At 43.2% G+C, this 11,140-nt stretch carries 10 protein-coding genes and 2 pseudogenes; 1 reads left to right on the top strand and 11 read right to left on the bottom strand.

Annotated elements, in window-relative coordinates:
- Positions 1 to 544 precede the first annotated feature (544 nt).
- Positions 545 to 1,793 (top strand): annotated as a pseudogene (locus IM479_RS20830) (ISNCY family transposase).
- Between the two features lie 507 nt (positions 1,794 to 2,300).
- Here IM479_RS20830 and IM479_RS20825 read toward each other — a convergent pair.
- The 11 genes and pseudogenes from IM479_RS20825 to IM479_RS20775 form a co-directional block, all read right to left on the bottom strand.
- Positions 2,301 to 2,636 (bottom strand): annotated as a pseudogene (locus IM479_RS20825) (putative toxin-antitoxin system toxin component, PIN family); the annotation flags it as partial.
- A gap of 92 nt (positions 2,637 to 2,728) precedes the next feature.
- Entirely contained in the window at positions 2,729 to 2,968 is a 240-nt protein-coding gene (locus IM479_RS20820; protein ID WP_287685956.1) for a hypothetical protein, read from the bottom strand.
- A 9-nt stretch (positions 2,969 to 2,977) separates the two neighbouring features.
- The gene (locus IM479_RS20815; protein WP_287685957.1) at positions 2,978 to 3,142 is read right to left on the bottom strand and encodes a DUF4926 domain-containing protein; all 165 of its coding nucleotides are present in this window, start codon (positions 3,140 to 3,142) and stop codon (positions 2,978 to 2,980) included.
- 99 nt (positions 3,143 to 3,241) lie between these two features.
- On the bottom strand, positions 3,242 to 3,790 hold the full coding sequence (locus IM479_RS20810; protein WP_287685958.1) for a hypothetical protein: 549 nt from the start codon (positions 3,788 to 3,790) through the stop codon (positions 3,242 to 3,244).
- A gap of 273 nt (positions 3,791 to 4,063) precedes the next feature.
- A complete protein-coding gene (gltB, locus tag IM479_RS20805) occupies positions 4,064 to 8,638 on the bottom strand; it encodes a glutamate synthase large subunit (protein WP_287685959.1) in 4,575 nt (1,524 codons plus the stop codon).
- Between the two features lie 209 nt (positions 8,639 to 8,847).
- A complete protein-coding gene (locus tag IM479_RS20800; RefSeq protein ID WP_287685960.1) occupies positions 8,848 to 9,195 on the bottom strand; it encodes a DUF5615 family PIN-like protein in 348 nt (115 codons plus the stop codon).
- The gene (locus IM479_RS20795) at positions 9,192 to 9,473 is read right to left on the bottom strand and encodes a DUF433 domain-containing protein (RefSeq protein WP_287076773.1); all 282 of its coding nucleotides are present in this window, start codon (positions 9,471 to 9,473) and stop codon (positions 9,192 to 9,194) included. The genes IM479_RS20800 and IM479_RS20795 overlap by 4 nt, the downstream gene beginning before the upstream one ends.
- Positions 9,474 to 9,557: 84 nt before the next feature.
- Positions 9,558 to 9,725 carry a hypothetical protein gene (locus tag IM479_RS20790; RefSeq protein WP_287685961.1) on the bottom strand — a complete coding sequence of 56 codons (168 nt, stop codon included), beginning with the start codon at positions 9,723 to 9,725 and terminating at the stop codon, positions 9,558 to 9,560.
- Between the two features lie 89 nt (positions 9,726 to 9,814).
- Positions 9,815 to 10,186: a HepT-like ribonuclease domain-containing protein gene (locus tag IM479_RS20785; RefSeq protein WP_287076772.1), complete on the bottom strand. Its 372-nt coding sequence runs from the start codon at positions 10,184 to 10,186 to the stop codon at positions 9,815 to 9,817.
- Complete coding sequence (locus tag IM479_RS20780; RefSeq protein ID WP_158201702.1) at positions 10,179 to 10,478, bottom strand: nucleotidyltransferase family protein; 300 nt, start codon at positions 10,476 to 10,478, stop codon at positions 10,179 to 10,181. Before IM479_RS20780 ends, IM479_RS20785 begins: the two co-directional genes overlap by 8 nt.
- A 275-nt stretch (positions 10,479 to 10,753) precedes the next feature.
- Positions 10,754 to 10,918, bottom strand: a complete 165-nt coding sequence (locus IM479_RS20775) for a hypothetical protein (RefSeq protein WP_287685962.1) — start codon at positions 10,916 to 10,918, stop codon at positions 10,754 to 10,756.
- Positions 10,919 to 11,140: the final 222 nt, after the last annotated feature.

Here is an 11,140-nt window from a genome sequence, read left to right as displayed (position 1 = left end):
GTCAGTCTGTAGAGCGACCATAAGACCAGAACAGAGTAAATCTGTTAAGGCAGGTGCGGAACCCCGCAAGGGAAAGAAGCAGAAACCTAAATCGTGAGGTTTGGGAATCACCGTCCGTTTTACGGCGGTGAGGATGTCAACTATGGAAGTTACACCTATTGCAATTGTAGCAACCCGCTTTCGAGCTTTTAGATGGTAGTGTTGTTTACCGGTCTAACGTTTGGTCAGTCTCTGTGGGTAGGGAGACAGCAGCAATTCTCATTTTGAAATAAATAGAGCATTAACCCCGATTTTGGCATGGGCAATATAGTACAAAGTAACTATTTTCGAGGAGAGGCGATCACTAGAAAAACAATTGGCTGGACAAATTAAGTATAAATACTCAAGCAATCAAAGAGGTTGGCTGAGAATGAACGGGGTTAATTCAGGAAGATAGTTCTGTTTTTAGAATAGGGAATTCAAGGGAAATAAAAATTTATAATTATTGTCAGCTAAGGTAAAATGGGTGAGTTAGAAATCCACCAGCACGTCAAATTATTCCAAGATGACTCAAAAAGCGGCCACCCTAGAAATTTCGGAATTAATGCAATTTTTACGTCAAGAATTACATGATTTACCCGATGAGAGGAAACCTGGAAATAATAGAAAATATGAGGTAGAAGATGCCGTGATGGCTGCATTTTCAGTCTTTTTTACTCAGTCGCCGTCTTTTTTAGACCATCAACGTTTAATGAAAAGCAATAAGGGAAAAGATAATGCTGAAAGTTTATTTTCAATTGAAAAAATTCCTGGGGATAATCAAATAAGAAATCTGTTAGATCCAGTGCCAGCCTCTAATGTCTCTAGGACTTTTCAAAAAGTCTATCAATGGTTAAAGGAAAAGGGAGTTTTGAAAAAGTTTCTCTACTTAGATGGAGAAATTTTAGTGGCGTTAGATGGCACAGAATATTTCTCATCCAAGAAAATTCATTGCCCTCATTGTAACTGTCATAATCATCGAAATGGAACTACAACTTATTTTCATGGCTGTGTCACGCCTATGGTGGTTTCTCCTAAGCAAAAACAAGTAATTAATTTAGAGCCAGAATTCATTAAAAAACAAGATGGACATCAAAAACAAGACTGTGAAAATGCGGCGGTTAAAAGATGGTTAAATAAGAATCATAAAAATAAGTATGGTTATCCTGTAACTCTTTTAGGCGACGACTTATATTCTCACGAACCTGTTTGTGAATTAGCGGTAAAACAAGGTTATAGTTTTATTTTTGTTTGTTTAGAAACGTCGCCTAAAACTTTATATGAATGGCTAGAATTTTTAGAAAAAAGTGGCGAAGTTACGACCGTTGAAAAGAAACAATGGGATGGACGAAAAAATCTAATTTATCGTTATCGTTATGCTTCTAGAGTTCCCTTAAGAGAGGGCGACTCAAGTCTCGAAGTTAATTGGTGTGAAGTGACTGTTATTAATGAGAAAACCCAGAAAATTATCTACCAAAATAATTGGATAACTAATCATAAAATCACGGAAAATAATGTCGAAGAAATTGTCAAAGCTGGGCGCAGCAGATGGAAAGTTGAAAATGAAGGCAATAACGTTCTTAAAAATCACGGTTATAATTTAGAGCATAACTTTGGTCATGGTCAGAATCATTTGTGCGAGTTCTTATTGTCTTTGAATTTACTAGCTTTTTTATTCCATACCGTTTTGGATTTAGTTAATTACACCTATCAAAAGATTCGTGAGCTATTAGTAACTCGGACTTCTTTCTTTAATGATATTCGTACCCTATTAAAATTTATTTGGTTTAAGAATTGGTCGGAGTTTTTCTCATTTATTCTCACCGAATATGTCCCATTCAAAAAAGTAAATTCTAGTTGAGAATGTCACATCTCTTGAAGGAGAAAAAGAAAGTTATTTATAAAAAAAACTAAAAATTTTGTTAGAATTTCATCCAGATTTATGAGTTGAAATCGATTTCTCATGGACAGAGTTCTTAAAACCTGTCTATCTCCAGCGTTGGATGATAATTATCTGTCAAAAAATAATGCTTCTACACAAGTTCTCTATTTAAATAAGAGAATTTTATCTGATTTTTTTCAAAATGAGAATTGCTGGGGAGACAGAGGGAACTTTCCCGCAGGGTGACGAGAGCGATCGTTTTTCTCAACCTATCGAAAAACTCGACACTATACCCCGTTTCTAATCCCTCAACTTAATGTTTTTCTACTAATGTTCCCACGTTTCCATTGGATAATTCTTCTTCTAGAATGTCTTTTAATAAAATCACATTGAGTAAAGTTCATAATTGATGGTTATTATTTTGATCTAAAAAGTCCAGAAAATCTTTTGCCTTTACGATCTGAATATTTTGATATTCAACCAGTGAAAGAAGATGTTTGTCCCCCGTGATAATATGGGTAGCATTGCCAGCGATCGCACACTCTATGATCATATCGTCATCGGGATCGTTGGGAACGGCTCTAAGTTGTCTCGTTATCGGAACAAGGCTAGAAAATTGACGAATTTCTGCGATATATTCTCTAAGTCCCCGTTCAGATATTTGAAATTTCTGCTGAAGTTTTTCGGTTAATTCGTCTAAAATCTCTTGGCAGGTTACTGAAGATACCGATCCCGTCTTCGCTAACGATAATCAAGAAAATGTAGGGCTGTTTTTAGACAGCCAAGCAGAGATTAATATATTTGTATCAAAAACAACTACATAGGTCACTATTTTTCGTGAACGATTTCATCGATAAATTCTTCTCTTTCGTCTTCCGTCATGGTATCCCAATCATAGCCGCGTTCTTTGGCTACGATTCTAGCTCTTTCTGCTCCTTCATTAAATACTGGTTCCAACTGTCTCCACTGACTGAGGATGAGAATTTTATAAACTTCCTGTTTCTGGTCTTCGGGGAGTTGTTTGACTAATTCGATCACTTGTTCGTTGCTTAAGGTTAAGTTCGGCATAGGTCGCTTCTAGACACTAGCATAATTCATCAGTTTAACACGGGTTCTTAGCGGGGTGGGGAAACGGAGGGAACTTTCGGGCAGGGTGACAACAGTAATCGTTTTTCCCAACCTATCAAAAAATTCGACACTATACTCCATTTCTAATCCCTCGATTTGATGTTTTTCTACCAATTTCCCACGTCTCCCGCCGATAGTTTTTCTTTGAGAATATGTTGTGGCAAAATTCCATTGGGGTGGACTTTGTAATTCATAATCTTTATATTATTTCGTTTAAGGAGTAGCTGTGTATCGTCTTTTAAATACGTCTATAAAATCAAAAGGTATATCGGACAAATATGGACTAATAAAATCATAAAAATTATCATAAAACTCTCCCAAGTAGATCAGCTTTGTATCTCCAGTTGTTGAGAATGAAAGATTTTGTAAATCGGTATAATTATTGCATTTCCAATAATTATATTGGTTGAACTGTATAGCATTACAATCATTTCCTAAAACAGACTTTTGGGCTTGATATAAATGAGGTTTTGTCGAGCGAATATTAATATCATCAATATATTTATATTCCACAGACTCTTTTAAAGATAGCTCTAATTTTCCATCAATACAGGTGGGAGGTGGATCTAAACTACATTGAGCAGCGGCCTTTAACACCCATTCTGCTTTATTCAATGACTCCATACATATTATAGTCACTTCGCTTCGTGCAGAGAACACATTACCTACATCTAGTTTAATCTCTAGAAGTAATCCTTTACATTCGTATAGAGTATTAGAACTAATTACTCTAATGCCATAAGAACCAGCAGCTAGTGACATTGAATTCAATTCATTTACTAGCAAAAAGGGAAAGAGATAAAATAAAATGCTTTTATTTGTTTATTTTTCATGATAAAAATTTCGATTTAATGGGACATGGTTAAGTTAAAATTTTATCATAACATTTTCCCAATTGTTCATTCAAATAACAAGAAAAATTTTAAGGTATCTTAAGTTAGCAGTAGTAGATTAAAAACGTTTTATTTAACTATTATTTTTAAAGTATTTCCCTGTATTTCAGTAGTAGGGGGCTTATTCAGCCCCCATTAAACTCTAACTACCGCCAATCCTCGACACATCGCGTGCATTAGCTTCAAAAGCCGCATCGAGAGCAGAATCGCCGGTTAAACCAGAATCTAACGCCTCTTTAATACACTGCAACATCCGCTTATAATCCTTGGGCATTACCTTAACAAACTTGGGCAACATTTCCGACCAATTTGCTAAAACTAGGGACGCTTTTTGACTTTGGGTGTAATCAGCATGGCGTTGAATTAACTCGCGTAAATCGTCGATTTCTTCCCCTTCTAGTGCCTCTAAAGCTACCATTTGAGGATTGCAACGAGTGGCGAAATCCCCCGACTCATCGAGGACGTAGGCCACACCACCACTCATTCCGGCGGCGAAATTGCGACCGGTGGGCCCTAAAACAACGACTTTACCCCCCGTCATGTACTCGCAAGCGTGGTCGCCAACGGACTCAACCACCGTAGTCACCCCAGAGTTACGCACCCCAAAACGTTCCCCAGCAACCCCAGAAATATACACCTCACCACTGGTCGCACCGTATAAAGCCACATTACCAATGATAATATTCTCCTCGGCCGCAAAAGTGGAACCTTTGGGGGGATAAACGATGATTTTGCCACCGCTTAAACCCTTACCCACATAATCATTAGCATCCCCTTCTAACTCCAGTGTCACTCCTTTGGGAACAAAAGCACCGAAACTCTGCCCCGCGCTGCCCTGAAAATGGAGATGTACGGTATCTTCGGGTAAACCCTCCCAGTGACGTTTAGTGATTTCGTTGCCTAAAATCGTCCCCACCACGCGGTTAATATTTTTAATCGGTAGTGTCGCTTTGACTTTTTCGCCTTTTTCAATGGCATCTTTGCATAAATCCAGTAAAACGGTTATATCCAAGGACTTATCTAAACCGTGGTCCTGGGGAATCTGACAATAACGTCCTACCTCTGGCTCTACCTCCGGTTGATAGAGAATCGGAGTTAGGTCAATTCCTTTCGCTTTCCAATGTTCTACAGCCTGTTTCGGCTCTAATACATCAGTTCGCCCCACCATTTCATTTAAGGTGCGGAATCCCAATTCGGCCATAATTTCCCGCACTTCCTGGGCGATAAATTTCATGAAATTCACCGTATATTCAGGATCCCCGATGAAATTCTTCCGTAATAACGGATCTTGGGTCGCTACCCCCGCCGGACAGGTATTAAGATGACAAACCCGCATCATAATACAGCCTAACGTTACCAGTGGCGCGGTCGAAAACCCGAATTCTTCGGCCCCCAATAGGGTCGCTACCACCACATCGCGGCCGGTTTTCATCTGACCATCGGTTTCCACCGCAATGCGACTGCGAAGATTATTTAACACCAATGTTTGATGGGTTTCTGCTAGTCCCAACTCCCAGGGTAAACCCGCGTGTTTAATCGAGGTTTGGGGAGATGCACCGGTCCCACCATCGAAACCAGAGATTAAAACCACGTCTGCGTGAGCTTTAGCGACTCCGGCGGCGATTGTACCGACTCCCACCTCAGAAACCAGTTTTACGCTCACTCTCGCCGCACGATTGGCATTTTTTAGGTCATGAATCAACTCCGCTAGGTCTTCAATGGAGTAGATATCGTGGTGGGGTGGGGGAGAAATTAAACCGACTCCGGGGGTGGAGTGACGGACTTTGGCAATCCAAGGATAGACTTTTTTACCCGGTAATTGACCGCCTTCGCCCGGTTTTGCCCCCTGGGCCATTTTTATCTGCAATTCTCGCGCTTGGGAGAGGTAAAGACTGGTGACACCAAAACGGCCGGAAGCCACCTGTTTAATGGCACTATTTTTCGAGTCTCCCTGTTCATTTGTCCAAGTGTAGCGCTCGGAATCTTCGCCCCCTTCCCCGGTGTTCGACTTGCCACCGATACGATTCATGGCAATAGCGAGGGATTCGTGGGCCTCTTTGGAAATGGACCCGTAACTCATGGCCCCGGTTTTAAAGCGTTTCATAATCGCTTCAATCGGTTCCACTTCTTCGATGGGGATACTTTCCCGGTTTTTAAAGGTTAATAGTCCCCGCAGGGTGAAGAATTTTTGATTCTGTTGGTTGACCAGTTGGGAATACTGCTTAAAGAGGTCGTATTTGCCCAATTTTACCGCTTGTTGCAGGGTATGAATGGTTTCTGGGCTAAAGAGGTGCGCTTCCCCGTCCTTACGCCATTGATATTCACCGCCAATATCGAGGGTATGCACGTTCACGTCCCGGTCGGGGAAAGCGTGGCCATGTCTGAGCAGGGATTCTTTGGCAATAATTGCTAAATCGGCCCCTTCAATGCGGGAAGCTGTCCAAGTAAAATAGCGATCGACTACCGATCGATTTAAGCCGATAGCCTCGAATATTTGCGCCCCACGGTAGCTTTGCAGGGTAGAAATGCCAATTTTAGAGGCCACTTTAATTACGCCCTTGGTGGCGGCTTTTATGTAGTTTTTACAGGCGGTCTGGTGGTCAACTCCTACCAATAAACCTTCCTCGATCATACTGCCGAGGGTGGCAAAGGCTAGATAGGGATTAATCGCACCGCAACCATAACCGAGGAGAAGGGCGTAGTGATGCACTTCCCGGGGTTCGCCCGATTCTAAGACAAGGCCGACGCGGGTGCGGGTTCCCTGCCGGATGAGATGATGGTGTAAACCGGCAACGGCCAGCAGTGAGGGAATCGGGGCGTGATTTTTATCGATACCTCGATCGCTTAAAATAATAATGCTCGCGCCTGCTAAAATTGCCTCGTCCACCTCTTGACAAATTGCCTCAATTGTGCTACGCATTCCCTCGACTCCCGAAGTGGGATCGAAGAGAATGGCAATAGTAACGGTTTTAAATTCGCTATTGCCCTGTAAACGCGCTAATTGGGCGTTAGTGAGGATGGGAGAGTTAAGTTTAATCAGGTGAGAGCTTTCTGGCTGCGGGTCCAAGAGATTTCTTTCCGCACCGATAGTGGTGATGGGAGAGGTGATAATTTCCTCGCGAATCGAGTCAATCGGGGGGTTAGTGACTTGGGCGAATAACTGCTGAAAGTAATCATAAAGCAGTTTTGGCCGATCGGACAAGACGGCTAGGGGCGTATCGGAACCCATGGAACCCACTGCTTCCACTCCATCCCGGCCCATGGGGGCTAATAAAAGACGTAATTCCTCAAAAGTGTAACCGAAAGCGGTTTGCTGTTGAATTAGGGAAACAGGAGTTTCAGGTGAGGCAGTTTCCACAGCCGGTAAATCATCTAAATTGACTAAATTTTCGTTTAACCACTGGCGATAGGGATGAGCTTTGGCAATACCTTCTTTTATCTCCTCGTCGGCCACGATACGACCTTCTTTCATATCCACAAGGAACATCCGGCCGGGTTGCAGACGACCTTTAAAAGCGACGCGTTCCGGTTCAATGGGTAAAACTCCCGCTTCCGATGCCATAATTACTAGGTCATCCTTGGTGACGTAGTAACGGGAAGGACGTAAACCATTGCGGTCTAACACTGCTCCCATCATCGTACCATCGGTAAAAGCGATCGAGGCCGGACCATCCCAGGGTTCCATCAAACAGGAATGGTATTCATAAAAAGCTTTTTTCTCATCACTCATCGATTCGTGGGCTGCCCAGGGTTCAGGAATCATCATCATGACAGCGTGAGGAAGAGAGCGCCCCGATAAAACCATTAATTCTAGGGCATTATCAAAAATTAAGGAGTCACTACCCTCGATATTAATGACTGGCTGGATTTTTTTGATGTCTTCCCCGAACAAGGGTGAGGCAAACATCGACTGACGGGCGTGCATCCAGTTAATATTACCTCGCAGGGTATTAATTTCGCCATTGTGGGCAATATAACGGTAGGGGTGGGCGCGTTCCCAACTGGGGAAGGTATTGGTACTAAAACGAGAATGGACTAATCCTAAAGCACTTTCAAAGTCGGGGTCGTGTAAATCGGGAAAATAGTCCCCCACCTGTACCGGCATTAATTGCCCTTTATAGACAATGGTACGACTAGAAATACTGCAAGGATACCAGTAACGATTAAAGGATTGACGACTGAGGTGGGAAAGTTTGCGAATAACGTATAATTTGCGTTCAAAGGCCAGATCATCACTTAAATTGGCATTCCGTTCGATGAAAACCTGTTCGATAAAGGGTTCGGTAGATTTGGCCGAATTGCCCAAACTAGAGTTATCCGTGGGAACATCACGCCAACCGAGAACTTTTAACCCCTCTTCGGCGGCGATTTTCTCGAATTGCTGCCGACCTTTCTGGCGAATTTCGGCATCAGGGGCCGTGTAGAGCATTCCTACCCCGTATTGTCCCGCTGCCGGTAAGGTAAAGCCTAGATTACTGGTCACTTTCCGGAAAAATAGGTCGGGGATTTGGCACAAAATACCCGCTCCATCTCCGGTATTTTTTTCCGCACCGCACGCGCCACGGTGATCGAGGTTTAGTAAAATTGTTAAGGCTTGTTCAACAATATCGTGGGATTTTTTACCCGTTTTATGAACGATAAAACCGACACCACAAGCATCATGTTCGAATTGGGGATCGTATAGTCCTTGTTTCCGTGGAGTTTGATTGTTATTCATTTTGTCTAATAGCCTAGCAGTCTGGAAGGGAATGGCCTAGAGGGTGAGCCAGAGTAGCGATTCTAGGTATATCAATTCTGTATCCAGACTGGACCTTCGGTCTTATATCTTAAGGAAATGTTTCGATGTGACAAGGGTTCCTTTACACCGAATCCAACTTCCGACCATTCTAGAACCTAAAAATGGGTCACGGCGATTTTTCTTGGCGATTAAATATATCGAACTTGGTTTCGCATTTCGTCCGCAGTCACTCGATCAAGAATAACGAGTAAACGGTGCGCCATCTCTCGCGGAGGGCGACGGACGGCGAAAATCACCCCGTAATGGGTTCGATTGGCATCGAAGTAATCGCGAACCAGTTCTTCAAAATCGGTTCGGTTGTGAGTGACTAAGGTTCTTCCCTGACTCACCGCGTGAGCGAGTTGTGCTTTATCTGTGGCGTTAAGTTGTCCCGCATCCCTCGCAGTAATCGCGTCAAACCCCCTCGCTCTCAACAACTCGGCGATTAAAACGTTAACATCTTCATCTAGATAGAGACGGATAAAGAGATTATTCACGAATTTTTTAGCAGCGGATCGATTAAGTCGTCGGGAATGCGGTTACGCTCGATATAAGCGTTAATTTCCTCTAGATGGTCGCTGTAATAGGTCAACGCACTGAAAATCTGACTTAACGTCAGATGGGGCATTCCTAGGGGGATTTCTTCGGGAGCGACTCCCAGACGCCAAGTTTCGACGATGGCGCGGACGGGTGTACGCGTTCCTTTGATAATTGGTTCCCCGCGTAAAATCTCGTCGTCTCGAACGATGTAGAGATATTCGGTCGCTTGAACCATCGCGGTTTTCTGGAGTGGATATCGTTTAGTTTATCGTATCGATCGAACCCCTGACTATTCCCAATAAATATCGGTTCGGTTACTTCAGCCACCCGCTCTCACTTGCGGCGATTGTTTCGCTCTCTCTCTCCATTTTTTAGAATTTTCCGTAATTACCTCGCCCATTGTTCGGGCTTTTTCCGCCGCATCCCGTGCCATTTCCAGAATTTCCTCTAGTTCCCGTTCATTTAGTCCTGTTTCTTTCTCTTCCATCACCGTAAACCCTCCAAGCGATTTTTAAGCTGATCAAAAATGTCGGGGTGAAGACCGAGCGGAGCGGTTTGATTGGGACATTTCGATAATTACAAGAGGTCGTGACGTATTTTCCCGAGTACCCGCTTCAAAATCTCCAGATCCTCCCTACAAATCCGATAAATTTCCTCCGGATCGATGTCAAAATAATCGTGGGCGAGAATATTTCTGATTCCCTTAATCTCCGACCAGGGAATTTCTGGGTAGCGATTCGCTAAACTCTCTCCCATTAGCCGATCGAGTCTTCTAATATTTTCACTAATTGCGATCAACATCATACTAATGCCATCCAATCGATCGAGTCCATCATCATCGGCGATGAAATCATCAGCTTTTTGAATCTGGGTAAATCGCCGCTCGATCCGGCGGATCGCCTCTTCAAGCTCTAGTAATAACTCGAATAGAAGCGATCGATCACACATAGATAGCCTCTCGATCGATCCGCGCCTTGAGGTAAGGATTCAGGGAATCCCGATAGCGGATCACGTCCACTTCCCGTCCGAATAGTTTCTCTAGTTCGGCTTTCAGTCTGACTCTTTTAAGCAGATCGGGGGGCATATATACCACTATATCTATATCGCTCGTCGGTCGGTTTTCCTCCCTGGCTACCGAGCCGAAAATACCGATTCGATCGAGCGCGTATCGTTCCTCCAGTTCGGGTTTCAGGGTTCGTAAACGTTCCAATATCTCGTTGGCAGTGATTTTATCTACCATCCAATTTATAGCCTACTGATTTAGCGATCAACAATCTTCAGTTTAGCGCGATCGGCAACAGAAGCCACTAGGGTAGTCGAAGGAAAGTCTTCCCATAGCTACTTAGTAAGTGTGTTCGCATTAACTATACGGAAATTATTAGAAGTAGTAACAGTATCATTATCAGCCTATTGTGTCAATCCTTGAAATATTTGTATTATTTATATCCTGTCGCTCTTTCAATTACCTGATTCGAGGTTCGGGATCGCTCCTATAATCGAAGAAATACTCGATCGCTATCTCGATCCCGTTCGATTGATTCTTTCCGCTCTCTCCCGCCATTTTTTTGAATTTTCCGTAATTACCTCGCCCATTGTTCGGGCTTTTTCCGCCGCATCCCGTGCCATTTCCAGAATTTCCTCTAGTTCCCGTTCATTTAGTCCTGTTTCTTTTTCGTCCATCACCCTAAACCCTCCAAGCGATTTTTAACCTTATTCTAGTTTCTAAAATACGTCCGAGTTTTGACATCCTCACCGCCGTAAACGGACGGTGATTCCCAAACCTCACGATTTAGGTTTCTGCTTCTTTCCCTTGCGGGGTTCCGCACCTGCCTTAACAGTTTTACTCTGTTCTGGTCTTAGGGTCGCTCTACAGACTGACACCGCAAGTCCTGCGGCCAAAAT

Origin of the sequence: Microcystis sp. M165S2 (genome assembly GCF_020245885.1) — a bacterium.
Taxonomy (GTDB): Bacteria; Cyanobacteriota; Cyanobacteriia; order Cyanobacteriales; family Microcystaceae; genus Microcystis.
This window is presented reverse-complemented; position numbering and strand designations above follow the sequence as displayed.

What these genes read in the sequence shown, in the direction of transcription:
- IM479_RS20775 (WP_287685962.1), bottom strand. Translation starts at nt 10,918, where the DNA reads ATGGACGAAAAAGAAACAGGACTAAATGAACGGGAACTAGAGGAAATT.
- IM479_RS20785 (WP_287076772.1), bottom strand. Translation starts at nt 10,186, where the DNA reads ATGTGTGATCGATCGCTTCTATTCGAGTTATTACTAGAGCTTGAAGAG.
- IM479_RS20820 (WP_287685956.1), bottom strand. Translation starts at nt 2,968, where the DNA reads ATGCCGAACTTAACCTTAAGCAACGAACAAGTGATCGAATTAGTCAAA.
- gltB (WP_287685959.1), bottom strand. Translation starts at nt 8,638, where the DNA reads ATGAATAACAATCAAACTCCACGGAAACAAGGACTATACGATCCCCAA.
- IM479_RS20790 (WP_287685961.1), bottom strand. Translation starts at nt 9,725, where the DNA reads ATGGAAGAGAAAGAAACAGGACTAAATGAACGGGAACTAGAGGAAATT.
- IM479_RS20810 (WP_287685958.1), bottom strand. Translation starts at nt 3,790, where the DNA reads ATGTCACTAGCTGCTGGTTCTTATGGCATTAGAGTAATTAGTTCTAAT.
- IM479_RS20780 (WP_158201702.1), bottom strand. Translation starts at nt 10,478, where the DNA reads ATGGTAGATAAAATCACTGCCAACGAGATATTGGAACGTTTACGAACC.
- IM479_RS20795 (WP_287076773.1), bottom strand. Translation starts at nt 9,473, where the DNA reads ATGGTTCAAGCGACCGAATATCTCTACATCGTTCGAGACGACGAGATT.